The 22,904-nt window shown below is 73.5% G+C and carries 21 protein-coding genes and 1 pseudogene; 11 read left to right on the top strand and 11 right to left on the bottom strand.

The genetic code is table 11. The annotated features are described in order from the left end of the window. Positions 1 to 74: 74 nt before the first annotated feature. Positions 75 to 1,505, top strand: coding sequence for an NAD(P)H-quinone dehydrogenase (locus tag QNO07_RS04445; RefSeq protein ID WP_283990504.1), 1,431 nt, complete (start codon positions 75 to 77; stop codon positions 1,503 to 1,505). Between the two features lie 134 nt (positions 1,506 to 1,639). Next, on the top strand, positions 1,640 to 2,563 hold the full coding sequence (locus tag QNO07_RS04440) for a DeoR/GlpR family DNA-binding transcription regulator (RefSeq protein WP_283990147.1): 924 nt from the start codon (positions 1,640 to 1,642) through the stop codon (positions 2,561 to 2,563). A gap of 125 nt (positions 2,564 to 2,688) precedes the next feature. Here the strand turns inward: QNO07_RS04440 and QNO07_RS04435 are convergent, their stop codons facing one another. The 5 genes from QNO07_RS04435 to QNO07_RS04415 all read right to left on the bottom strand — a co-directional run bounded on the left by QNO07_RS04435 (position 2,689) and on the right by QNO07_RS04415 (position 7,594). Then, positions 2,689 to 4,467 carry an acetyl/propionyl/methylcrotonyl-CoA carboxylase subunit alpha gene (locus tag QNO07_RS04435; protein WP_283990145.1) on the bottom strand — a complete coding sequence of 593 codons (1,779 nt, stop codon included), beginning with the start codon at positions 4,465 to 4,467 and terminating at the stop codon, positions 2,689 to 2,691. Positions 4,468 to 4,839: 372 nt separating this feature from the next. Then, on the bottom strand, positions 4,840 to 5,457 hold the full coding sequence (locus QNO07_RS04430) for a nucleoside triphosphate pyrophosphatase (protein WP_283990144.1): 618 nt from the start codon (positions 5,455 to 5,457) through the stop codon (positions 4,840 to 4,842). Positions 5,458 to 5,508: 51 nt separating this feature from the next. Continuing rightward, a complete protein-coding gene (gene mmpB, locus QNO07_RS04425; protein ID WP_283990142.1) occupies positions 5,509 to 5,637 on the bottom strand; it encodes a morphogenic membrane protein MmpB in 129 nt (42 codons plus the stop codon). A gap of 132 nt (positions 5,638 to 5,769) precedes the next feature. Then, complete coding sequence (locus QNO07_RS04420) at positions 5,770 to 5,973, bottom strand: acyl-CoA carboxylase epsilon subunit (RefSeq protein WP_283990141.1); 204 nt, start codon at positions 5,971 to 5,973, stop codon at positions 5,770 to 5,772. 13 nt (positions 5,974 to 5,986) lie between these two features. Further along, positions 5,987 to 7,594 (bottom strand): acyl-CoA carboxylase subunit beta, encoded by a 1,608-nt coding sequence (locus QNO07_RS04415; protein ID WP_283990139.1) that lies wholly within the window; start codon positions 7,592 to 7,594, stop codon positions 5,987 to 5,989. Positions 7,595 to 7,852: 258 nt separating this feature from the next. Here QNO07_RS04415 and QNO07_RS04410 point away from each other — a divergent pair, with 258 nt between their 5' ends. From QNO07_RS04410 to hutH, 5 genes are all read left to right on the top strand, one after another. Continuing rightward, positions 7,853 to 8,749 (top strand): biotin--[acetyl-CoA-carboxylase] ligase, encoded by an 897-nt coding sequence (locus QNO07_RS04410; protein WP_283990138.1) that lies wholly within the window; start codon positions 7,853 to 7,855, stop codon positions 8,747 to 8,749. 24 nt (positions 8,750 to 8,773) lie between these two features. Then, a complete protein-coding gene (locus QNO07_RS04405) occupies positions 8,774 to 9,928 on the top strand; it encodes an adenylate/guanylate cyclase domain-containing protein (protein ID WP_283990136.1) in 1,155 nt (384 codons plus the stop codon). Positions 9,929 to 10,018: 90 nt separating this feature from the next. Continuing rightward, entirely contained in the window at positions 10,019 to 10,813 is a 795-nt protein-coding gene (locus QNO07_RS04400; protein WP_283990135.1) for an enoyl-CoA hydratase/isomerase family protein, read from the top strand. Positions 10,814 to 10,967: 154 nt separating this feature from the next. Further along, complete coding sequence (locus tag QNO07_RS04395) at positions 10,968 to 12,101, top strand: GGDEF domain-containing protein (RefSeq protein ID WP_283990133.1); 1,134 nt, start codon at positions 10,968 to 10,970, stop codon at positions 12,099 to 12,101. A gap of 97 nt (positions 12,102 to 12,198) precedes the next feature. Beyond that, positions 12,199 to 13,758, top strand: coding sequence for a histidine ammonia-lyase (gene hutH, locus QNO07_RS04390; RefSeq protein WP_283990132.1), 1,560 nt, complete (start codon positions 12,199 to 12,201; stop codon positions 13,756 to 13,758). A 21-nt stretch (positions 13,759 to 13,779) separates the two neighbouring features. Here the strand turns inward: hutH and QNO07_RS04385 are convergent, their stop codons facing one another. Continuing rightward, on the bottom strand, positions 13,780 to 14,145 hold the full coding sequence (locus QNO07_RS04385) for a hypothetical protein (protein WP_283990131.1): 366 nt from the start codon (positions 14,143 to 14,145) through the stop codon (positions 13,780 to 13,782). Positions 14,146 to 14,249: 104 nt separating this feature from the next. On the opposite strand from QNO07_RS04385, the gene QNO07_RS04380 reads away from it, so the two are divergent. Both QNO07_RS04380 and QNO07_RS04375 read left to right on the top strand, forming a co-directional pair. Then, positions 14,250 to 14,678, top strand: coding sequence for a hypothetical protein (locus QNO07_RS04380; protein WP_283990130.1), 429 nt, complete (start codon positions 14,250 to 14,252; stop codon positions 14,676 to 14,678). Positions 14,679 to 14,934: 256 nt separating this feature from the next. Beyond that, positions 14,935 to 16,176 (top strand): annotated as a pseudogene (locus tag QNO07_RS04375) (L,D-transpeptidase); the annotation flags it as partial. Between the two features lie 181 nt (positions 16,177 to 16,357). Here QNO07_RS04375 and QNO07_RS04370 read toward each other — a convergent pair. Beyond that, positions 16,358 to 16,900, bottom strand: coding sequence for a type 1 glutamine amidotransferase domain-containing protein (locus QNO07_RS04370; protein ID WP_283990129.1), 543 nt, complete (start codon positions 16,898 to 16,900; stop codon positions 16,358 to 16,360). A 228-nt stretch (positions 16,901 to 17,128) separates the two neighbouring features. Between QNO07_RS04370 and QNO07_RS04365 the strand changes: the two genes are divergently transcribed. Both QNO07_RS04365 and QNO07_RS04360 read left to right on the top strand, forming a co-directional pair. Next, entirely contained in the window at positions 17,129 to 17,473 is a 345-nt protein-coding gene (locus tag QNO07_RS04365) for a DUF1330 domain-containing protein (RefSeq protein ID WP_283990128.1), read from the top strand. Between the two features lie 226 nt (positions 17,474 to 17,699). Further along, positions 17,700 to 18,701 (top strand): SGNH/GDSL hydrolase family protein, encoded by a 1,002-nt coding sequence (locus tag QNO07_RS04360; protein ID WP_283990126.1) that lies wholly within the window; start codon positions 17,700 to 17,702, stop codon positions 18,699 to 18,701. 472 nt (positions 18,702 to 19,173) lie between these two features. Here QNO07_RS04360 and QNO07_RS04355 read toward each other — a convergent pair whose 3' ends face one another. The 4 genes from QNO07_RS04355 to QNO07_RS04340 are packed head-to-tail and all read right to left on the bottom strand — an operon-like array spanning position 19,174 to position 22,893. After that, positions 19,174 to 20,247 carry a serine hydrolase domain-containing protein gene (locus QNO07_RS04355; protein ID WP_502961774.1) on the bottom strand — a complete coding sequence of 358 codons (1,074 nt, stop codon included), beginning with the start codon at positions 20,245 to 20,247 and terminating at the stop codon, positions 19,174 to 19,176. Further along, a complete protein-coding gene (locus QNO07_RS04350; protein ID WP_283990124.1) occupies positions 20,244 to 21,179 on the bottom strand; it encodes a DUF6895 family protein in 936 nt (311 codons plus the stop codon). Before QNO07_RS04350 ends, QNO07_RS04355 begins: the two co-directional genes overlap by 4 nt. Further along, positions 21,176 to 22,201, bottom strand: a complete 1,026-nt coding sequence (locus QNO07_RS04345; RefSeq protein WP_283990123.1) for a DUF6895 family protein — start codon at positions 22,199 to 22,201, stop codon at positions 21,176 to 21,178. Before QNO07_RS04345 ends, QNO07_RS04350 begins: the two co-directional genes overlap by 4 nt. Further along, a complete protein-coding gene (locus QNO07_RS04340; RefSeq protein WP_283990121.1) occupies positions 22,198 to 22,893 on the bottom strand; it encodes a hypothetical protein in 696 nt (231 codons plus the stop codon). Before QNO07_RS04340 ends, QNO07_RS04345 begins: the two co-directional genes overlap by 4 nt. Positions 22,894 to 22,904: the final 11 nt, after the last annotated feature.

The following is a 22,904-nucleotide window of genomic DNA, read 5'->3' as shown; positions in this document are numbered from 1 at the left end:
GCGCGGGGCAGCGGCGGACGGGCCGTGGCGCGGGCGGGGGGCCGGACGGGTGCGCGCGGGCGGCGTGCGAGACACTGGAGCACGTGACTCGGATCGTGATTATCGGCGGCGGACCTGGCGGCTACGAGGCGGCACTGGTGGCCGCGCAGCTCGGCGGCGAGGTGACCGTCGTGGACCGCGACGGGCTGGGCGGTGCCTCGGTGCTCACCGACTGCGTGCCCTCGAAGACGCTGATCGCCACCGCCGAGGTGATGACCAGCTTCGACGCCTCCTACCAGGAGCTGGGCATCACCGTCGGCGACAGCGCCGCCGAGCGCGCCATCGGGGTGGACCTGGGCAAGGTCAACCGCCGGGTGAAGCGCCTCGCGCTGGCCCAGTCGCACGACATCACCGCCTCCGTCACCCGAGCGGGTGCCCGGGTGCTGCGCGGTCACGGGCGGCTGGAGCCGCACCAGGGCGCGGACGGCTCGCGCCGGGTGGTGGTCACGGCGGTGGACGGCACCGAGGAGACCCTGGTGGCCGACGCGGTCCTGCTGGCCACCGGCGGCCACCCGCGGGAGATCCCCGACGCGCGCCCGGACGGGGAGCGCATCCTCAACTGGACGCAGGTCTACGACCTGGACGAGCTGCCCGAGGAACTGGTCGTCGTCGGCTCCGGTGTCACCGGTGCCGAGTTCGCCGGCGCCTACCAGGCGCTCGGCTCCCGGGTCACGCTGGTCTCCTCCCGCGACCGGGTGCTGCCGGGCGAGGACCCGGACGCGGCGGCCGTGCTGGAGGACGTGTTCCGGCGCCGCGGCATGAACGTCATGGCCCGCTCCCGGGCCAAGTCGGTGAAGCGGCTGGACGACCGGGTCGAGGTGACGCTCGACGACGGGCGCGTCTTCACCGGCTCGCACTGCCTGATGGCGGTCGGCGCCGTGCCCAACACCTCCGGCATCGGCCTGGAGGAGGCGGGGGTGAAGCTGACCGACTCCGGCCACATCTGGACGGACAAGGTCTCGCGCACCTCCGCGCCCTCGGTGTACGCCGCCGGTGACTGCACCGGCGTGTTCGCGCTGGCCTCGGTCGCCGCGATGCAGGGCCGCACGGCGATGTACCACTTCCTCGGCGAGACGGTCGCGCCGCTGGACCTGAAGACCGTCTCGGCGAACATCTTCACCGACCCGGAGATCGCCACCGTCGGCTACTCGCAGTCCGACATCGACGAGGGGCGGATCGACGCGCGGGCCGTCAAGCTGCCGCTGCTGCGCAACCCGCGGGCCAAGATGCAGGGCATCAGGGACGGCTTCGTGAAGCTGTTCTGCCGGCCCGGAACCGGCATCGTGGTCGGCGGCGTGGTGGTCTCGCCGCACGCCAGCGAGCTGATCCACCCCATCTCGCTCGCCGTGGACAACAACCTGACGGTGGAGCAGATCGCCAAGGCGTACACGGTGTACCCGTCGCTGTCCGGCTCGCTCGCCGAGGTGGCGCGGCAGTTGCACACCCGCAAGGCCGCGGACGCCTGACCCGCACCGGCCCGGCGATCCGATCCGGGCGTTGTCGGCCGTATATACCACGAGGGCCGGTCGCGACGGAACAACTTCGGTTAATCACCGCATAGTGCTGAAAGTAGACGGTCGTTGGCGTTACTGTCAGTTCTGTGTTCGCTGCAGAACGTCGCCAACTGATCCTAGAAATGGTGCGCGCCAACGGAGCCGTGTCGCTCCGTGAGCTCGCCCGCGTCGTCCAGACCTCCGAAGTGACCGTACGCCGTGACGTGCGCGCGCTGGAGGCAGAAGGACTGCTCGACCGCCGGCACGGAGGTGCGGTGCTGCCGGGCGGGTTCACCCGGGAGACCGGGTTCCCGCCGAAGTCGCACCTCGCCACCGCGGAGAAGACGGCGATCGCCGACCTCGCCGCCGGTCTGGTCGAGGAGGGTGAGGCCGTCGTGGTGGGCGCCGGCACCACCACCCAGGAGCTGGCCCGCCGCCTCGCCCGCATCCCCGGCCTCACCGTCGTCACCAACTCCCTGCTGGTGGCCCAGGCGCTCGCGCACGCCAACCGGGTGGAGGTCGTCATGACCGGCGGCACCCTGCGCGGCTCCAACTACGCACTGGTGGGCAGCGGGGCCGAGCAGTCCCTCCAGGGGCTGCGGGTGTCCCGGGCCTTCCTCTCCGGCAGCGGCCTCACGGCCGAACGCGGCCTGTCCACGTCCAACATGCTGTCGGCCAGCGTGGACCGGGCGCTGGTGCAGGCCGCCGCCGAGGTGGTGGTGCTGGCCGACCACACGAAGCTGGGCACCGACACGATGTTCCAGACCGTGCCCACCGACCTGATCACCCGGCTGGTCACCGACGAGCCGCCGCTGCAGGACGACCGGGCTGCCTCCGAACTCCAGGCGCTCGCCGACCAGGGCGTGCAGATCGCGGTGGCCGGTACCGGCCCCGCGGTGGACAGCGCCGGTCGGCGCGAGGTGCCGCTGCCCGTGCAGCGCCGCACCCACGGGCCCGGCGGCGGCCCGGCACCGCAACTGCGGGCCGCCGGGGCCCAGGTGGCCGACCTGGCGCCGCGCCGCAGAGGCTGAGCGGACGCCGCCGGGTCCCGCCGCGCGGCGTGCTCCCGGCTCCCCGCACCCCACGCGGCAGCCCGGCAGGTCCACGAGGGACGCTGCCGGGCTGCCGGTCGAACAGGTGCGGGCCGGCGGCGGGGTCAGTCCTTGATCTCGCAGATGACCGTGCCGGACGAGATGGACGCGCCCACCTCCGCGCTGAGCCCCTTGACGGTGCCCGCGCGGTGCGCGTTGAGCGGCTGCTCCATCTTCATCGCCTCCAGCACCACGATCAGTTCGCCCTCGGCGACCTGCTGGCCCTCCTCGACGGCGACCTTCACGATGGTGCCCTGCATCGGCGACGGCAGCGCGTCGCCGGACGCGGCGGAGGCCGACTTCCTGGCGCTCTTGCGGCGGGCCGGCTTGGCGCCGCCCGCCACGGCCGCGCGGGCCAGCGGCATGCCGAGCGAGGAGGGCAGCGAGACCTCAAGGCGCTTGCCGCCGACCTCGACGACCACCGTCTCGCGGGTGTCGCCGTCCTCGTCCTCGTCGGTGCCGGGACCGGTGAACGGCTTGACCTCGTTGACGAACTCCGTCTCGATCCACCGGGTGTGGATGGTGAACGCCTCACCCTCGCGGCCGTGCACCTCCGGCGCGAAGGCCGGGTCCTGCACCACCGCGCGGTGGAACGGGATCGCCGTGGCCATTCCCTCGACGCGGAACTCCTCCAGCGCGCGCTTCGCCCGCTCCAGCGCCTGCCTGCGGGTGGCACCGGTGACGATCAGCTTGGCGAGCAGCGAGTCCCAGGCGGGGCCGATGACCGAGCCGGACTCGACGCCCGCGTCCAGTCGGACACCGGGTCCGGACGGCGGGGCGAACGTGCTGACGGTCCCCGGCGCGGGAAGGAAGTTGCGGCCCGGGTCCTCGCCGTTGATACGGAACTCGAAGGAGTGACCGCGCAGCGGCGGGTCGTCGTAGCCCAGCTCCTCGCCGTCGGCGATGCGGAACATCTCCCGCACCAGGTCGATGCCGGTGACCTCCTCGGTGACCGGGTGCTCGACCTGGAGGCGGGTGTTGACCTCCAGGAAGGAGATGGTGCCGTCGACGGCGACCAGGAACTCGCAGGTTCCGGCGCCGACGTAGTTCGCCTCGCGCAGGATGGCCTTGGAGGCGCGGTACAGCTCGGCGTTCTGCTCCTCGGTCAGGAACGGCGCGGGCGCCTCCTCGACGAGCTTCTGGTGGCGGCGCTGGAGGGAGCAGTCACGGGTGGAGACGACCACCACGTTGCCGTGGGTGTCGGCCAGGCACTGGGTCTCGACGTGCCGCGGGCGGTCGAGGTAGCGCTCGACGAAGCACTCGCCGCGGCCGAAGGCGGCCACCGCCTCGCGCACCGCCGAGTCGTACAGCTCGGGCACCTCCTCCAGCGTGCGGGCGACCTTCAGGCCGCGCCCGCCACCGCCGAAGGCGGCCTTGATGGCGATCGGCAGGCCGTGCTCCTCCGCGAAGGCGACGACCTCGTCGGCGCCCGACACCGGGTCCTTGGTGCCGGCGACCAGCGGCGCACCGGCGCGCTGCGCGATGTGCCGGGCGGCGACCTTGTCGCCGAGGTCGCGGATGGCCTGCGGGGGCGGGCCGATCCAGATCAGGCCGGCGTCCATCACGGCCTGGGCGAACTCGGCGTTCTCCGACAGGAAGCCGTATCCCGGGTGGATCGCGTCAGCACCGGAGTCGGCGGCGGCCTTGAGGACCTTGGCGACGTCCAGGTAGCTCGCTGCCGGAGTGTCACCGCCCAATGCAAAAGCCTCGTCGGCTGCCCGGACGTGCAACGCGTCCCGGTCCGGCTCGGCGTAGACGGCAACGCTCGCGATCCCCGCGTCCCGGCAGGCCCGGGCCACGCGGACAGCGATTTCGCCGCGGTTGGCGATGAGCACCTTGCGCACGATGACTCCCTCCTTGAAACAAGCTGAGTTTAGGTACTGGCGACACCGCACGCCGAGTCGTCCGGTGGGGTGAGCTTGCCCACACGCACTGTAGTGGGGGCGCTCGGCCACCCCGGGATTCCCCTGTTCCCCCACGGTACGCCGGGTCAACGAGTCTGACTTGAATCCTGGAATGTGGCCTAGATCTCGGCAGGTTCATGCGGAGAGTTCACCGGGATTTTTGTGGGATCTCCACTAAGCGCCGGGGTTTTCTTTGCGGGGCGTCCGCCGTCGGGCCGTTGCCCCCGGCGCACGCCGGAAGCGACCTGCCGCGCTGCACGTTACCGGGCGGTAGGGACGGTGCGGGGAGGGGCTGCGGCCCGGGGCGGGCGGTCAGGCCGTCCAGAGGCCGGTGAGCGGCACGTCCAGCTCGGCAAGCAGGCGCCGCAGCAGCGGCAGGGACAGGCCGATGACGTTGCCGGGATCGCCGTCGATGCCGTCGATGAAGGGCGCCGACCGGCCGTCGAGGGTGAACGCGCCGGCCACGTGCAGCGGTTCGCCGGAGGCCACGTAGGCGGCGATCTCCTCGTCGGAGGGCTCGCCGAAGCGCACCGTGGTCGCGGCGGTCGCCGCAGCCCGGCGGCCGTCGGCGGTGTCGACGACGCAGTGGCCCGTCATCAGGACCCCGGAGCGGCCCCGCATGTCCTTCCACCGGGTGAGGGCCTCGGCCGCGTCGGCGGGCTTGCCCAGCGCCCGGCCGTCCAGTTCCAGCACCGAGTCGCAGCCCACCACCAGGGCGCCGGCGGCCTCCGGCCGGGCCGCCACCGCGGCGGCCTTCGCCTTCGCCAGGTCGAGCGCCAGCTCGCCGGGGGTCGCCGCGGTGACGCCGTCCTCGTCGACCCCGCTGACGATCACCTCGGGCGCCAGCCCGGCCTGCCTCAGCAGCCCCAGGCGGGCCGGGGACTGCGAAGCCAGGACAAGGCGGCGGGCCGGAAGGGCGCGAGTGGTCATGGGCCCCATCGTAGGAGGTCGGCGAGGCTGCCCGGGAAGCCGGCGGATGCCCTACTTGACGCCGATGGCCAGCGTCAGCAGGAACAGTACGACGGCCAGCACCCACCCCGCCCGCCGCAGGCGCGCCTGCGCGGCTCGCAGCAGCTCGGGGGGCTGGTCGTCGGGGTCGGACCACAGCATGCCTCCCAGCCTGCGACGGATCGTGCCGCGCCGCCTGAGTACGGGTACTCAGGCGGCGGCAGCCGTACGACTCGCCCCGGCTCCGGTCAGGTCGGCCAGGGCGGTCAGGTCGGTCAGGGCGGTCAGGGCCGGTCAGACCGGCCAGAAGGTGGAACGCCAGGCCGTCGGTCCCGGCTGCGGCAGGCGCCGCGGGACCACACGGGCGGGGTCGGACCACTCCGGCGGGGGCTGCGGGCCGGGCGCCGCGGCGGCTGCCGCCGACGCCCGGGCCTGCACCACCGCCAGTGCGGCGGCCAGCTCCTCGGGGGTGGGGTTGCCCCGGACAACCTTGATCATGGACAGCCTCCTGTCAGAGCGGGATGTTGCCGTGCTTCTTCGGGGGCAGCTGCTCCCGCTTGGTGCGCAGGGTGCGCAGCCCGCGGATGATGTGCCGGCGTGTCTCCGACGGCAGCACCACCGCGTCGACGTAGCCGCGCTCGGCGGCGACGTACGGGTTGAGCAGCGTGTCCTCGTACTCGCCCGTCAGCCGCGCCCGCAACTGCTCGCGCTCCTCGGCGTCCTCGACGGCGGCCAGCGCCCGGCGGTGCAGGATGTTCACCGCGCCCTGGGCGCCCATCACCGCGATCTGCGCCGTCGGCCAGGCGAAGTTGAGGTCCGCGCCGAGGTGCTTGGACCCCATCACGTCGTAGGCGCCGCCGAACGCCTTGCGGGTGATGACGGTGATCAGCGGCACCGTCGCCTCCGCGTAGGCGTAGATCAGCTTCGCGCCGCGCCGGATGATGCCGTTGAACTCCTGCTCGGTGCCGGGCAGGAAGCCGGGCACGTCGACGAAGGTCAGCACCGGCACGTTGAACGCGTCGCAGGTCCGCACGAAGCGGGCCGCCTTCTCGCTGGCGTCGATGTCCAGGCAGCCGGCGAACTGCATCGGCTGGTTGGCGACCACGCCGACCGGGCGGCCCTCAACCCGGCCGAAGCCGGTGAGCATGTTCGGCGCGAACAGGGCCTGCGTCTCCAGGAACTCGCCGTCGTCCAGCACGTGCTCGATCGCGGTGTGCATGTCGTACGGCTGGTTCGCCGAGTCCGGGATGAGCGTGTCCAGCTCCCGGTCCCGGTCCGAGGTCTCCAGGTCCACGTCCTCGGGGTAGACCGTCGGCTCGGACAGGTTGTTGGACGGCAGGTAGGACAGCAGCGCCTTGACGTACTCGATGGCGTCCTTCTCGTCACCCGCCATGTGGTGCGCGACGCCGGACGTCGCGTTGTGGGTGCGGGCGCCGCCCAGCTCCTCGAAGCCCACGTCCTCACCGGTGACGGTCTTGATGACGTCGGGGCCCGTGATGAACATGTGTGAGGTCTTGTCGACCATCACGGTGAAGTCGGTGATCGCCGGCGAGTACACCGCGCCGCCCGCGCACGGGCCCATGACGAGCGAGATCTGCGGGATCACCCCGGAGGCGTGCACGTTGCGGCGGAAGATCTCGGCGAACAGCCCGAGCGCCGCCACACCCTCCTGGATGCGGGCGCCGCCGCCGTCGTTGATGCCCACGACGGGGCAGCCGGTCTTCAGCGCGAAGTCCATCACCTTGACGATCTTCTCGCCGTACACCTCGCCCAGCGAACCGCCGAAGATGGTGAAGTCCTGCGAGTAGACGCACACCGGGCGCCCGTCGACCGTGCCGTAGCCGGTGACGACGCCGTCGCCGTAGGGACGGTTCTTCTCCAGTCCGAAGTTCGTCGAGCGGTGCCGGGCGAACTCGTCCAGTTCGGTGAAGGAGCCCTCGTCGAGCAGCAGTTCCACCCGCTCGCGAGCGGTCAGCTTGCCCTTCGCGTGCTGCTTCTCCACGGCGCGCGCCGAGCCCGCGTGGGTGGCCTCGGCGGCCCGCTGCCGGAAGTCGGCGATCTTGCCCGCCGTGGTGTGGCCCTGGTGCGTGGCGGGGGCCGGGTTTTCCTGCTCGGACACGGGGAGCGGCTCCTAGTCGTCCTCGGCGCCCAGACCCCGCCCGGTCGTCTCCGGGACATCGGGTGCCTGGTACGCGCTCGCTGCGTGGTCGGGACCTTCCCGGCAGGCGGTCGCCCCCGGCGGCCTCCGCGGATGCGGGCGACGCACCGGGCGCCGGCCGCACACCGGAGGTACCGGCAGGCGGAACCTACCGACTCGTAGCGTATCGGCGTGAGCACATTTCGGCGGTGCGGCGTTGGCCACACCTAGGGTGGGCCCATGACACCCGATATGCCCCCGAACAGGCCCCCGCACGACGGTCCCGGCAGCCGCTGGTCGAACCTCGACCGCCCGCCGCTGAACGCGGCGGCCCTGCGCCGGGCCCTGCTCGACCCGGACGGGCTGTGGACGGAGCTGGACGTCGTCGAGGAGACCGGCTCGACCAACTCCGACCTCGTCGAACGGCTCCACAAGGGGCCGGTGGAGGAGGGCACGGTGCTCGTCGCCGAGCGGCAGACGGCCGGGCGCGGCCGACTGGACCGCGACTGGACGGCCCCCGCCCGCAGCGGCCTGTTCCTGTCCTTCGTGCTGCGCCCGGGGCCTGACGTGCCGCTGCGGCACTGGGGCTGGCTGCCGCTGCTCGCGGGCGTCGCCACCGCCACCGCGCTGTCCCGCACCGCGGGTGTCGACACCGCTCTCAAATGGCCCAACGACCTGCTGGCCGACGTGGACGGTTCCGAACGCAAGATCGGGGGTGTGCTCACCGAGCTGATCGGTGACCCCGAGCACAGCGCGGTGGTCGTCGGCATCGGGCTGAACGTCTCGCTGCGCGCCGACGAGCTGCCGGTGCCGCAGGCCGGCTCGCTGCTGCTGGCCGGGGCCCAGGGCACCGACCGCGACCCGCTGCTGCGCGCGGTGCTGCGGTCCGTGGAGACCTGGTACACCCGGTGGCGGGACGCCGGCGGCGACGCGGCGGCCTGCGGGCTCGCGGAGGCGTACGCGGCGGGCTGCGCCACGCTGGGCCGCCCGGTGCGCGCCGAACTGCCGGGCGGGCACGCCGCGGAGGGCGAGGCGGTGGCGGTGGACGGCGACGGATGCCTGGTCCTGGCCACCTCCGACGGCGTGCTGCAGCCCGTCTCGGCTGGTGACGTCGTGCACCTGCGACCGCCGGTATGACGTGAGCTACGGCACATCTGCCGTATGGTTGGGGCTGCGGCGCGTGCGGCGGGCGCCGGCGGAGACGATCGGAACAGCAGTGCGCACGGATCTGGCAAGGGGCGGGGTGTGACCGCGGACGAACCGGATGTCCCGTCGCGCGAGGACAGCGCCGAGGACGACCCGATCGCGTTGAAGGTCGAGCAGCTCATCCTCGGGGCGGAGCGCACCTACACCCCCTTCCAGGCGGCCAGGGCCGCCGGTGTGCCGATGGAGCTGGCGTCCCGCTTCTGGCGGGCCATGGGCTTCGCCGACATCGGCCAGGCCCGCGCGCTCACCGAGGCGGACGTGCTGGCGCTGCGGCGGCTGGCCGGACTCGTCGAGGCGGGCCTGCTGAACGAGGCGACGGCGATCCAGGTGGCCCGCTCCACGGGCCAGACCACCGCACGGCTCGCGGAGTGGCAGATCGACTCCTTCCTGGCCGGCCTGACCGTCTCCCCGGAGCCGGGCATGAGCCGCATGGAGGTCACCTACCCGCTGGTCGAGCTGCTGCTGCCGGAGCTGGAGGAGTTCCTCGTCTACGTGTGGCGGCGGCAGCTCGCCGCCGCCACCGGCCGGGTGGTGCAGGCCCAGGACGACGAGGAGATGGTCGACCGGCGGCTCTGCGTGGCCTTCGCCGACCTGGTGGGCTTCACCCGGCTGACCCGGCGGCTGGAGGAGGACGAACTCGGTGAACTGGTCGAGGCGTTCGAGACCACGGCCGCCGACCTGGTGGTCGCCAACGGAGGACGGCTCATCAAGACGCTCGGCGACGAGGTGCTCTACGTCGCCGACGACGCGGGGACCGCGGCGGAGATCGGGCTGCGGATGATCGAGACGCTGTCCAACGACCAGACGATGCCGGAGCTGCGGGTCGGGCTGGCCTTCGGCACCGTCACCACGCGCATGGGCGACGTCTTCGGCAACACCGTCAACCTGGCCAGCCGCCTGACGTCGATAGCGCCGAAGGACACCGTGCTGGTGGACGGTTCGGTGCGGGACGAGCTGACGGGCGCGGGGGACGCCCCGGAGTCGGAGAAGGACTCCGAGCAGGACGGGCCCGGGGGCGACACGTACCGCTTCGCGCTCCAACCGCTGTACCAGCGCCCGGTCCGCGGCCTCGGCATCGTCGAGCCGTGGCTGCTCACCCGCCGCCCGTGACGCTGCCCGCACCGCCGCCGCACGGCCTTCGCCGCCGCAGGGCCAGCCCTTAGGGTGTGAGCGATCGTTAACCCCTGGGGAGGACGTGCCATGGAGCGTTACGGCGAATGGGTCGAGGTCCGCAAGGACGCCGCCACACATGTGGCCGAGCTGGTGCTCGACCGGCCGAAGGCGATGAACGCCGTGTCCACCGAGCTGGCCCGCGGCCTCGCCGAGGCGTGCGCCGCGCTCGCCGCGGACCGCGAGGTGCGGGCGGTGGTGCTCGCCTCCACGCACGAGAGGGCCTTCTGCGTCGGCGCGGACCTCAAGGAGCGCAACTCCTTCACCGACGCCGAGCTGGTCCGCCAGCGCCCGCACGCCCGTGCCGCCTACACCGGTGTGCTGGACCTGCCGATGCCGACCGTCGCCGCGGTGCACGGCTTCGCGCTCGGCGGCGGCTTCGAACTGGCGCTGTCCTGCGACGTCATCGTGGCCGACCGCACCGCCGTGGTCGGGCTGCCCGAGGTGTCGGTGGGCGTCATTCCCGGTGGCGGCGGCACGCAGCTGCTGCCGCGCCGGGTGGGGGCCGCGCGGGCGGCCGAACTGGTCTTCACCGCGCGCCGGGTCGAGGCCGCGGAGGCCGCGGAGCTGGGCCTGGTCGACCTGCTGGTGGAGGAGGGGCAGGACACCGCGGAGGCGCTTTCGCTGGCCCGCCGGATGGCGGCCAACTCACCGGTCGGGCTGCGGGCGGCCAAGCGCGCCCTGCGCACCGGCTGGGGGCTGGGGCTGGCCGCGGGCCTGGAGGTCGAGGACGCGGCCTGGCGCGCGGTGGCCTTCTCCGGCGACCGGGCGGAGGGCGTCGCGGCGTTCAACGAGAAGCGCACGCCGCAGTGGCCGGGCGAGTAGCCGTCCCGGCGTCGTGAGCCCGAACCGCCCGGGGCCCTGTCCGCGCCCGGCGTGCGCCCGGCGCGGACAGGGTGGTGCGCCGTAGGTGTACGGGACGCCCGCCGGCCGGTGCCGTGCAGGGCGGAGCGGGGCGAAGAACCATAACCTGGGACGTATGGCAGACGACGCGCGGTTGCAGGCGGTGGTGGGACTCGCCCAGGCGATGGCTGCCGCGTGCGGCAGGCGGGAGGTCGCCCGGGTCGCGGCCGAACGGGCGCGGACGGCCATGGCCGGGACCTTCGCCGCCGTCTCGGTCTGGGAGCGGGACCGCGGTCAGCTGCGGGTGCTGGTCAACGACGGCGAACTGGCCGAGGGCGAGGAGCCGCAACCGGCCGACGAGTGCTACCCCGTGCACGACTTCCCCGAGATCACCGAGTTCCTGCACGAGCGCTGGGCGGGCGGCGGCGGCGAACCGCACGCCTGGGTGGAGAGGGCCACCGCTGAACCGTCCCCGTCCGCGGGGGAGGGCGCCTACTGCCACCAGCGGGTCGCGGCGCTGCGCCGGCGCGGACGCGGCAGCTGCGTGGTGGCGCCGATCGTGCTGCACGGCCGGGCCTGGGGTGAGCTGTATGTGGCCAGGGGCCCGGCGGACCCGGTCTTCACACGTGCGGACGCGGAGTTCGCCACCGTGCTCGCGGCGGTGCTGGCCTCGGGCGTCGCGCAGACCGAGCGGCTGGAGGAGGTCAGACGGCTCGCCTTCACCGACCCGCTGACCGGCCTGGGGAACCGGCGGGCGGTGGACATGCGCCTGGACGAGGTGCTGGAGCGGCACCGCGCGGACGGCAGCGTGGTCAGCCTCGTCGTCTGCGACGTCAACGGCCTCAAGGAGGTCAACGACGCCTACGGGCACGACGCGGGCGACCGCCTGCTGGAACGATTCGGCTCGCTGCTGTCCCGGTGCGGCGCGATACTGCCGGGCGCGCTCGCGGCGCGGCTGGGCGGGGACGAGTTCTGCCTGCTGGCGGTCGGTCCGCCCGCGGACGAGGTGGTCCGGGTGGCCGGTGAGCTGTGCGTGCGCGCGCTCGACCTGGACGGCGGACGCGGTGTCGCCTGCGGCGTGGCCTCGACGGGCGACCCCATCGGTCCGGTCCGGTCAGCCCGCCGCCTGCTGCGGCTGGCCGACGCCGCGCAGTACCGGGCGAAGGCCGCCCAGTCGGTGAAGCCGGTGGTCGCCGGGCGGGAGATAGTGCACCTCGCCGACGAGACCCCGCCGCCGCCCGGCGACCGCCGCCGCTTCCGCGGCCGGTGACCGGTGGCCGGTGGGCCGGTGCGGTCGATGATCGGTAAGGGGTCGGTGCGGGCACCACCCGTGACAGATTCAGATTCAGTGCCTAGGGTGCGTGAATATGGATATGCAGAACACTGTCGTGGTCGGCCCCTCCGGTGTGACCGCGGCCGACGTCATCGCCGTGGCCCGGGGCGCCGCCCGGGTCGAGATCTCCGCCGAGTCGCTGGCCGAGGTGGGTGCCTCCCGGCAGTTCATCGACGAGCTGGCCGCCAAGCCCGACCCGGTCTACGGCGTCTCCACCGGCTTCGGCGCACTCGCCGTGCGGCACATCAGCCCCGAACTCCGCGCCCGGCTCCAGCGCAACATCGTGCGCTCGCACGCGGCCGGCATGGGCCCGCACGTCGAGCGGGAGGTGGTCAGGGCGCTGATGTTCCTGCGGCTGAAGACCGTGGCCTCGGGACGGACCGGCGTCCGACCCGAGGTACTGCTCACCATGGCCGACGTGCTCAACGCCGGCATCACCCCGGTCGTGCACGAGTACGGCTCGCTCGGCTGCTCCGGTGACCTGGCGCCGCTCTCGCACTGCGCCCTGACGCTCATGGGCGAGGGCGACGCGGAAGGCCCCGACGGCACGGTCCGGCCCGCGGGCGAACTGCTCGCCGCGCACGGCATCACCCCCGTCGAGCTGCGCGAGAAGGAAGGCCTGGCGCTGCTCAACGGCACCGACGGCATGCTCGGCATGCTGGTCATGGCCTGCGCCGACCTGGCCCGGCTGCACACCGCGGCCGACATCACCGCCGCGCTGTCCCTGGAGGCGCTGCTGGGCACCGAACGGGTGCTCGCCGCCGACCTGCACACCATCCGCCCGCACCCCGGGCAGGCCGCGAGCGCCGCCAACATGCGCAAGGTCCTGGCGGGGTCGGGGCTGACCGGGCACCACCAGGACGACGCCCCCCGCGTCCAGGACGCCTACTCGGTCCGGTGCGCCCCGCAGGTGGCGGGCGCGGGCCGGGACACGCTCGACCACGCGCGCCTGGTCGCCGAGCGGGAGCTCGCGGCGGCCGTCGACAACCCGGTAGTGCTGCCCGACGGGCGGGTGGAGTCCAACGGCAACTTCCACGGCGCGCCCGTCGCCTACGTGCTCGACTTCCTCGCCATCGCGGCGGCGGACCTCGGGTCGATCTGCGAGCGCCGCACCGACCGGCTGCTCGACAAGAACCGCTCGCACGGCCTGCCGCCCTTCCTGGCCGACGACGCCGGGGTCGACTCCGGGCTGATGATCGCCCAGTACACCCAGGCCGCCCTGGTCAGCGAGCTGAAGCGGCTCGCCGTGCCCGCGTCGGTGGACTCCATCCCGTCGTCGGCCATGCAGGAGGACCACGTCTCGATGGGCTGGTCCGCGGCCCGCAAGCTGCGCACCGCCGTGGACAACCTGACGCGGGTGGTCGCGGTCGAGCTGTACGCCGCCGCCCGTGCGCTGGAACTGCGTGCGGCGGCGGTCGGCGCCCCTGAGCCCGCGCCCGCCTCCCGGGCCGTGCTCGCCGCGGCCCGCGCGGCCGGGGTGGGCGGCGCGGGTGAGGACCGCTTCCTCGCGCCGGACCTGGCGGCGGCCGACGCCTTCGTGCGGCACGGCGGCCTGGTCCGGGCCGCCGAGTCCGTCACGGGCCCGCTGGCCTGACGCCCGGGAGGGCCGTGGGCGTCAGAGGGCGACGGTGCGCGAGCGCCGGGTCGCGTGCACCATCAGCCCGGCGCCCACGCCCAGGAAGGCGATGCCGCCGGTGACGTACGGCGTGGTGTCGAAGCTTCCGGTGTCGGCGAGCCGGGGGCCGGCAGCGCGCGACGCGGCCTCCGGCTCCGCGTTCTGTGCGTCGGCGGTCTGCCCGGCGGCGTCCTGCCCGGAGACGTCCTGCCCGGAGACGTCCGACTGGGTGGTGGTCGCCGCCGGGGGCGGGCTCGCCTGCGGCTCCGTCTCGTGCGTCGCCTTTGCCGTAGGCACGAACCACAGAGCGCAGAGCAGCCCTCCCGCCACGGCGGAGGTCACCAGCGGGCGGCGGTGTGCGGCCACTCGGGCCCCCTTCGTGCGGTGAAACAGCAGTGCGGAAACCGATGTTAGCGACGGCGGCGGGTCGTGGGGAAGTCCGGGCGGGCAAGCCGCTTACCCTCCGTGGCATGAACGGTGAAGAAGATTCCGCTTCCGCCCGCCACGTACGGCTCCAGGTAGAGCTGGTTCTTGAGGTCGCCGACCCGGAACAGCTCGGCCGGGCCGCACTCGACCACATCCGCGGCGACGAGCTGATGCCCGACGAGGAACGGGGCCACGCCACCGCCGCGGTCACCGGCGACCCCGCCGAGGCCCTGGCGTACCTCGTCGATCCCATCGACCTGGTCAGCGCGGTTCCCGGCGTCCAGCTGGCCCAGGCGTCGTGGAGCAGCGAGACGGTGGACTACGACCCCGACGCCGAGCAGTGGCAGTTCGAGGAGCTGGACGAGCCGCTCGACGAGGACGAGCCGCCCGGCCTCGGGACCGCCTCGTCCGCCGCCCCCGGCCCGGCCGGGGCGGCCCGTGACCGGTCGGCGGATCCGGCGGGCGGCCGGTAGGTTCCGCGCGCCCCCTTCCGCTTCTCCACGCGGTGCCGACGCGCCCCCGCCCCCGGACGGCCCGGAAAGGCTCCGGGGCGGGGCGGCGTGGCGCCCGCGCGGTGATCTCCGCCACACTGGGGCGTGTCCTGGCCCACAATCGGGCTCCGGGTGGAACGCGCCACAGCTCCCTTGCGTTCTCGTACGTACAACTGTGACGTGACATGCCCGGATTTCGGGCGGGGTCGTTCTCGGGAGTCAGGGGCTTGGAAGGCGTATGGAGATGCGAGTGAACCCGGTCAGGAACCACCGCAGGGGCTTTGCGATGACGGCGGCTCTCGCCAGTGGTGTGCTTGTGCTCTCCGCCTGCAGCGGTGGTGGTGGTGGTGGCGGTGACGGCGCCGACAAGAGCGAGGAGCGGTCGAAGGCCGACCGGGCCGCGGCGGAGAACTCCTCGGACGCCCGAATAACCATCACCCCGAAGAACGGCGCGGACAACGCGGGCATCAACAACGACGTCGCGGTCAAGGTCAAGGGCGGCAAGCTGGAGAAGGTCACCATGACCGCCGTCAAGAGCGGCGACGCCGTCGAGGGCGAGCTGAGCGGCGACGGCACGTCGTGGAAGCCCTCGAACCGGCTGGAGCGGGCGACCGAGTACCGCATCGAGGCCGTCGCGAAGGACGGCGAGGACCGCGAGGCGACCGAGAACTCCACCTTCAGCACGGTGTCGCCCGACAACAGCTTCATCGGCTACTTCACCCCCGAGGACGGCTCGACCGTCGGGGTGGGTATGCCCGTCTCGCTCAACTTCGACAAGCCGATCGAGAACAAGAAGGACGTCCAGGCCGCGATCGAGGTCAACAGCAGCAGCGGCCAGGAGATCGTCGGCCACTGGTTCGGCGACAAGCGGCTCGACTTCCGGCCCCAGGACTACTGGAAGGCCGGTTCGAAGGTCGACGTGAAGATGAGCCTGGACGGCGTGGAGGGCGCCAACGGCGTCACCGGCGTCCAGGACCGCAGCTTCAGCTTCACCGTCGGCCGCTCCCAGGTCAGCACCGTGGACACGGCGGCGTACACCATGACCGTGGTCAGGGACGGCAAGACGCTCAAGACCATCCCGATCTCCGCGGGCAGCAAGGAGAACCCGACCTACAACGGTCAGATGGTGGTCTCCGAGATGTTCAAGGAGACCCGGATGAACGGCGCCACCGTCGGTTTCACCGACGACGACGGCGAGGGCGAGTACGACATCCCCGACGTGCCGCACGCCATGCGCCTGTCCACCTCGGGCACCTTCATCCACGGCAACTACTGGGGCGCGCCTTTCGGCTCGGGCAACACCAGCCACGGCTGCGTGGGCCTGAAGGACGTCAAGGGCGCGGACGACCCCTCGACCGACGGCGCCTGGTTCTTCAAGCAGTCCATGGTCGGCGACCTGGTCGTCGTGAAGAACTCCCCGGACCGCTCCATCGCGCCGGACAACGGCCTCAACGGCTGGAACATGTCCTGGAACGAGTGGGGCGGCCGCGGGGCCGTCGGGCCCGGCCCCGGGCCCGGCGGGGACGCGCGCCCGCACAGGCCGGAGGCGCCGGGGGGGGCGCCGGCCCCCCCGGGCGCCTGCGTCATGTCGCGCACGCTCCGCGTGTTCCGGCGTGCTCGGGCGCGTCGCCGCGGCCCGGCTGCGGTGCGGTGGACCGCCGTCAGGCGGCCACCTTGCGGAACTCGGCGACGAACGCCTCGCCGAACGCCTTCAGGTCGTCCGGCTTGCGGCTGGTGACCAGCACGTTGGGCCCGCGCTCGCAGACCACCACCTGCTCGTCGACCCAGTCGGCGCCGGCGTTGCGCAGATCCGTCCGCAGACTCGGCCAGGACGTCAGCATGCGGCCCCGGACCACGTCCGCCTCGATCAGTACCCAGGGCGCGTGGCAGATCGCCGCGACCGGCTTGCCGGTCTGGCAGAACTCGCGGACGAAGGCCACCGCCGTGCTGTCCATCCGCAGAGCGTCGGGGTTGGCGACACCTCCCGGCAGCACCAGCCCGTCGTAGTCCTCGACCCTGGCCTGGGAGACCCGGCGGTCGACGGTGAAGGTGTCGGCCTTGTCGAGATGGTCGAAGGCCTGCACGTCGTCGTCGGTGGTGGACAGCAGATACGCCGTTCCCCCGGCGTCGGTCACCGCCTGCCGCGGTTCGGCCAGCTCGACCTGTTCGACGCCTTCGTGTGCGACGAGAAAGGCAACCCGCACGTCCCTCACTTCCTTCCCTGATGTGGTGCACGGACGGGAGACCGGTTTCCCTGCAAACGAGGACGTATGCCCGCGCACGGAGCGAAACGTCAAGTCGGCGTCCGTCCGGCATGACCTGCCGGGTAATCGACGGCGCCTGCGCTCCCGGCGAGGCTCAGGTGGACCGTGCCGCGGCATCCGGCCCTCCCGGTCCGCCCGGCACCGCCCGACACCTCACGGAGGCCGCCCATGACCGCTTACGGGATCGCGCACCTGCACTCCGGCAGCCCGCACCCTGACGTGCTGGAGTACATCCGCCGCATCCAGGAAACCCTCGACCCCTTCGAAGGGCGGTTCCTCGTGCACGGCGGGCGCCTGGACGTGCTGGAGGGCTCCTGGCCGGGAGACCTGGTGCTCATCGCCTTCCCCGACGCCGCCACCGCGCACGCCTGGTACCGCTCACCGGCGTACCAGCGCATCCTGCCGCTGCGCACCGAGCACTTCGGGGGCGACGTGGCCATCGTGGAGGGTGTGGGCCCCGACTACGACCCGGCCGCCAAGGCCGACGCGCTCGCCGAGGCACTGGACGTCTGACACGTCCTGACGGTCCGTCCGGTCTTGTGCCCGGGCCCGCCCATATGCCCGGGCCGGAGCCGTTTCCCGGGCCCGGCGCGGTTTCGGCTGGCCCTTCCCCCGGCGGGTGGGGTTGTGGTGTCCTGTCGGCTGACCACCGGCGGCAGGACACCACAACCCCGCCCGCCGGTACGGCCCGTCCCCGACCGTGACGGGCCGTGGGATGTGGGACGTGGGGGGAGACTTCATGCGCGTGCGGTGGTGGCTGCTGTGCACGGCAGGCGCGCTGGCGCTGGGCCTGATCGGCCTGCTCGGCCTCGGTGGGCTGACGGCGTCCGAGGCCCGGACCACCCCCGCGGTCCCCGACGACCGCCCGGAGTACCTGCCCGCCTCGCCCGCCCCCACCCCGGCGTCCCCGTCGCCGTCCGCCCCGCCGTCCGCCGGCCCCTCCGCCGAGCCCCCCGCACCGCAGCAGTCCCGGGCCGCGGACGGCTCGGGCGCGGGGGAGCGGGAGGCGTCCGGCCGGGTGCTGTACCTCGGTGACTCGCTCGGCACGGAGACCCAGCGGGAGCTGGGCGACCGCCTGACCGAGCGGGGCCACGCCTACCGCGGCGCGCCCTACTCCGGCACGACGCTCTGCGACTACCTGGCCGGGCGGCAGGACGACTCGCTGGTGCCGCCCGAGGACAAGGCCGCCGAACTCGTCCGCGCGTTCCGGCCCACCACCGTGGTGCTCCAGTTCTGGGGCAACTCCTGGGGTTACACGCCGTGCATGCGGCAGACGGAGTCCGACACCGCCGCCTACTACGCCCGCTACGCCGACGACGCACGGGCGCTGACGCGGGAGATCCACGACGCGGCCCGGGACGCCGGCCTCGCCCGTCCGACGCTGGTCTGGGTACTCCAGGGGCCCGACGCGATGCGCCCCGACCGCGTGCGCAGGGTCAACGACCTCTACACCGCGCACGCACGGGCCACCGGCGGCGTGCTGGCCGACGCGGGCGCCCGCGTCGCCCCGGCAGCCGACCGCTACGCCTACGCCGAGCGGCTGCCGTGCACCGCCGCCGAGCGGGCCCGCGCGGGTTTCTGCGAGAACGGGACGGCCCGCATGCACCGTTCCGACGATCTGCTGCACTTCTGCCTGGCCCCGACGACGTCCACTCCGCGGCCCTGCCCGGTGCCGTCCCCGGGCATCGTGCGGTACACCCAAGCCATCGCGGACACCGTGCACGCCCACCTGCGCCGCTGACCGCACCCGGCCCCGCCCTGCCCGCACCGGTCGTTCGTGGCAGGTCAGCGTGCCGGGTGTGGTGTGACGCTTTCGGGTGAAGCGGGGGCGCGGCAGGTGCAGGGCCCGTGGAGATGGGCAGCCTTGGGGCGTTCCACCTCCGAGGCAGATCCAGCCGCACCTGCCGTGTTCGTCCGACACCCCTCGACCCGCGTCCGCCACCGATCCGCCGGGAGCCCGATGAACTGACCTCCTTCCGCTACCTGTTCCGTCCCGTTCCTCCGACTCCACTCGATTCCTGTGACGTCGTACCGCTGCCGCTCCGCAGTGGCCGCAGGGCCGTGCACCGCTGGTGCGCCGACCCGCGGCTGCGTGCCGAGCAGAGCCGGAGCCCGGACAGCCGCCGGGCTCCGGCTCCGGCATGCCCGCGACCGCCCACCGGGAACGGCACCGGCGCGAGGCGCGTCAGCCGGGTCACAGCGCGGCAGCCGGGTCACAGCGCGGGGTCGGCGAGCAGCGCGCAGGCAGCCGGGAGGAACGGGTCGCTGAGCCGGAAGCGCCGGGTGCACACGGCGGCGACGGCCGTCCCCGTGGCCGGGCGGAAGCCCAGGTAGGCCTGCTGCCCGCAGGTCGCTCCGGAGTGGAAGAGCATCGGCCCGCGTTCGGTGTCCTCCTGGAACCAGGTCGCGGTGTGCACGTGGCGGTGGCCGGGGCCGCGGCGCAGGACCGGACGGCGCACGGTGCGCAGGGCGTCAGCGAGCGGCGTCCCGGCGGGCCCCAGATGGGCCTCCAGGTAGCGCAGCAGGTCGTGCGGGGTGGCCCGCATCGCGCCGGCAGGCTCGAAGCCGCCCATCAGCAGCGGCGGCACGGGCGTGCGGCCGTCCCGGCCGTGGCCCACGGCGTCGCGGTGCCCACCGGCCGGACGCGTCGCGGTCCCGGCGAGCCCCAGCGGCGTCAGCACCCGCGCGTCCAGCAGGTCCGCCCACGGCGTGCCGGTGGCGGCGGCCAGGCTGTGGCCGAGGACGGACACCCCGAAGTTGGAGTACCGCCACCGGCTGCCCGGCCGGTGGCGCCGGTGCCCGCGCAGGAAGGCGGCCACCACCCGCGCGGCGGAGTAGCGGGCGTAGGGGTTGCCAGTCCAGCGCGGGAGGGCCTGCGGGTAGAAGTCCGCCGGCAGGCGCGGCAGTCCTGAGGTGTGCGTGACGAGGTGCAGCAGACTCACCGGTCTGCGGCCGGGCGCCAGGTCCGGCGCCAGGAACGCGGCGGCCGGGTCCAGCCACCGCACCTCACCCGAGCGGACCAGGTCGGCCAGCAGCAGGCCGGTGAAGGTCTTGCCCGCCGAGCCGATCTCGTACCGCAGCCGGTCGCGGCCGACCGGCGGACGCGGCGCGGTGCCGCCGCTGCACACCACCCGCTCGCCGTCGCGGGACCAGGCGAACACCACGTCGGGCGCGTCCACCGACCGCACGGCGTCCGCCAGCCGCTCCCGCACCCGCCGTCCCGCGGCACGGCCGGAGCCGTCCCCGGTGAACTCCACCTGCCGCGTCCCGGGTTCCGGACCGCTCACGGGGTGGCGTCCGAAAGGGCGCCCATGGAACGGGAGGTGGCCAGCACCGAGGCGAACGCGGCCACCAGTGTCGGGTGGTAGACGGCGTCGAACACGTCGTCCGGTTCACCCTCCGGCATCGGGCCGTGGGCCGGCACCGCGCCGTCCGGCGCCTGGGCGGCGGCGAACGCCTCCCAGACGCGGGCGTCCAGCGAGGGCCGGGGCAGGCAGGCGTCGACCACCAGCAGTTCGCCGAGCAGGTCCCAGTGGCCGATCTCCAGCCAGTCGTCCGTCCAGGCGGGCAGCCAGTCCGCGAGGTAGCCGGCGATGTCCTCGGGCAGCCCGGCCGGGTTCTCACCCCAGTCGGTGAGGTGGAAGACGGTGTGCGTGACGGAGTAGCCGAGGTTCAGCTCCACCGTCCACGGCTCGGGCCTGCGCCCCAGCCAGGTGTCGCGCAGGGCGTCCGCCACGGGCAGGTGCGGGGTGAGCCCGAAGCGCCGCTCGAAGGCGGCGATGCCCAGCCGCCGGACCGGTACCGCCTCCATCGCCGCCCAGCTGCGAAGCCGGTGCGCCAACCGGGCCGCGTCCTCGAACGCGGGCTCGCAGTAGCCCAGTTCCTTGAACGGGACGTAGATCTCGAACGGGATCGGTGACAGCGGCTCGTGCCGCTGCATCCAGGTGAGCAGCTGCCCGCCGTCCAGCAGCTCCCGCCACGCGTGGTCGAGCAGCTGCCGGGTCAGCGCCGCCTGCCGGGAGCCGGCGACGCCCTCCCGGAACAGCACCTTGCCGATCAGCGCCAGCTCCCCGATCGGCTTCAGCCGGTCCTTCACCTCCCAGTCGGAGGTGTCCGCGTCCTGCCGGGGCCGGAACCCGTCCCGGTGCCGGTGCAGCCACTCGATGGCACGGGCCCCGACGCCGTGGAGCAGGCCGGTGTCCGCAACCGGCGTCGTCATACGCGTTCCCCCGTCCACTCACTCGGGGCGCGGTCCGGCGCGCCGTCCCGTCGCCCTCTCTGCCGCTGCCGTCCCCGCGCCGGCTGCGCCTGCTGCTGTTGTGCCTGCGGCCGGTCTCCCTGCCGCTGCCGTCCGGCGCTGAGCGTCGCCGCGAAGGCCGCGGCGAGCGTCGAGTGGTAGCTGTACGCGAACGCCAGCTCCGGGCCCTTGCCGGTCGGCGCCGACCCGGTCTCGCGCAGCGAGCCGTCCGCGCCCTGCACCTCCGACAGGCGCAGCCACGCCGGGTCCAGCAACTCCCCGGGCGGCGGCTCCGGCAGGCTGGCGCCGACCGCCAGCAGCTCGCAGCACAGGTCCCACTGCTCGGCCTCCAGGCAGGCGTCCAGCCAGCACGGCAGCCACATGCGCAGGTAGTCGCCCAGGTCCGCGGGAAGCCGGTGGGGGGCCGCACCCCAGTCGGTGACGTGGAAGACGGCGTGCGTCAGGTGGTAGCCCGCCGCGCGCTCGAACGTCCACGGCTCGGGCAGGCCGCCGAGCCAGGTCCGCCGCAGCGCCGGACCGAACGGCCCGTGCGGGGTGAAGCCGCTGCGCCGCTCGGCGTTGAGAATGCCCAGCCGCCGGTTCGGTTCCTGCTCCGTGAGCCGCCAGGCACGGGTTCCGCAGACGGTCGCCGCGAACCGCTCGAACTCCTGGTCGCGCATTCCCGCACCGGCGAACGCGGCGTAGATCTCCAGCGGATAGGTCGCCTGCGGTTCCGCGCGGAACAGGTCGAGCAGTACCTTTCCGGACCGCACTTCCTGCCAGCACAGTTCCTGGAGTTCCCGCGCCAGCCGCTGCACCGGCCCGCTGCCGGTGAGCTGCCGGACGGAACCACTCAGCTGGGCGAGTTCCCCCAGCGGTTTCATCGTCCAGTTCAGATCGGTTTCCGGGTCCGTGACGTCGCGGGAAATGCGGAACCGTTCCCTGTTCCGGTGCGCCCATTGCAGGCAGGACAGGGCGAACCGGTCCAGCATTTCCGCTTTCACCGCTCACCCCCGGCGAGCATCAGCTGTGCGGCGTGCGCGTGCAGCGCCACCCGCGGGTCGGCGCCGCCCATGTGCAGGACGAACTCCAGGCCCGCGTCCAGCCCCAGGGAGTCCGGCACGCCGCCCGTCACCGCCAGCCACCGCGCCGCCCCGGCCGCCTGCAGCCAGTCCCGGCGGCGCACCGCGCGCACGAAGCCGCGGGAGATGTCCACCGGGCGGCGGGAGGCCTCGACGGCGACCCGGGACGAGGCCGCCGGCACGGCGAGCGCGCCCAGGACGGCCAACTGGTGCGTCAGCTCCTGCCACGAGGCCGTGGACAGCCAGGACGCGTCCGGCTCCTCCGTTTCCGCCGACACGGCGTCCGGCCAGGTCGGCGCGTTTTTCCCGGCGACCTGGCGCAGGGTGTGGGTCATCGCCCAGTGGCTCCACGCGGTGGACACCGAAGCGCCGGGGCCGGGCGGGTAGGCCCGCACGGCGGCAAGCACCAGGTCAAGATCCGGCTGCGCGGCTGCCCGGCGGAAGATCGTGCTGGGGAGCAGCACGTCGGCCCCGAGCACGCGGACCGCTGCCACCCCCACCGTTTCGTCGCCGCCCATGGCGGCCGACCCCGCGACGGGACGGTGATCCCCGCCCGTGAGGACGGAGACCACCTCCGCAGCAAGGTCGCACACTGCGCCCGACAACTGCTCCATCAAACGAGCCC

It is taken from the genome of Streptomyces sp. 549 (assembly GCF_030124175.1).
In the GTDB taxonomy this organism is placed as follows: Bacteria; Actinomycetota; Actinomycetes; order Streptomycetales; family Streptomycetaceae; genus Streptomyces.
The sequence above is the reverse complement of the archived record's forward strand: the minus strand, read 5'-3'. Positions and strand labels throughout refer to the sequence as shown.

What these genes read in the sequence shown, in the direction of transcription:
- QNO07_RS04430 (WP_283990144.1), bottom strand. Translation starts at nt 5,457, where the DNA reads ATGACCACTCGCGCCCTTCCGGCCCGCCGCCTTGTCCTGGCTTCGCAG.
- mmpB (WP_283990142.1), bottom strand. Translation starts at nt 5,637, where the DNA reads ATGCTGTGGTCCGACCCCGACGACCAGCCCCCCGAGCTGCTGCGAGCC.
- QNO07_RS04420 (WP_283990141.1), bottom strand. Translation starts at nt 5,973, where the DNA reads ATGATCAAGGTTGTCCGGGGCAACCCCACCCCCGAGGAGCTGGCCGCC.
- QNO07_RS04410 (WP_283990138.1), top strand. Translation starts at nt 7,853, where the DNA reads ATGACACCCGATATGCCCCCGAACAGGCCCCCGCACGACGGTCCCGGC.
- QNO07_RS04405 (WP_283990136.1), top strand. Translation starts at nt 8,774, where the DNA reads ATGGTTGGGGCTGCGGCGCGTGCGGCGGGCGCCGGCGGAGACGATCGG.
- QNO07_RS04400 (WP_283990135.1), top strand. Translation starts at nt 10,019, where the DNA reads ATGGAGCGTTACGGCGAATGGGTCGAGGTCCGCAAGGACGCCGCCACA.
- QNO07_RS04395 (WP_283990133.1), top strand. Translation starts at nt 10,968, where the DNA reads ATGGCAGACGACGCGCGGTTGCAGGCGGTGGTGGGACTCGCCCAGGCG.
- hutH (WP_283990132.1), top strand. Translation starts at nt 12,199, where the DNA reads ATGGATATGCAGAACACTGTCGTGGTCGGCCCCTCCGGTGTGACCGCG.
- QNO07_RS04380 (WP_283990130.1), top strand. Translation starts at nt 14,250, where the DNA reads ATGAACGGTGAAGAAGATTCCGCTTCCGCCCGCCACGTACGGCTCCAG.
- QNO07_RS04365 (WP_283990128.1), top strand. Translation starts at nt 17,129, where the DNA reads ATGACCGCTTACGGGATCGCGCACCTGCACTCCGGCAGCCCGCACCCT.
- QNO07_RS04360 (WP_283990126.1), top strand. Translation starts at nt 17,700, where the DNA reads ATGCGCGTGCGGTGGTGGCTGCTGTGCACGGCAGGCGCGCTGGCGCTG.
- QNO07_RS04350 (WP_283990124.1), bottom strand. Translation starts at nt 21,179, where the DNA reads ATGACGACGCCGGTTGCGGACACCGGCCTGCTCCACGGCGTCGGGGCC.
- QNO07_RS04340 (WP_283990121.1), bottom strand. Translation starts at nt 22,893, where the DNA reads ATGGAGCAGTTGTCGGGCGCAGTGTGCGACCTTGCTGCGGAGGTGGTC.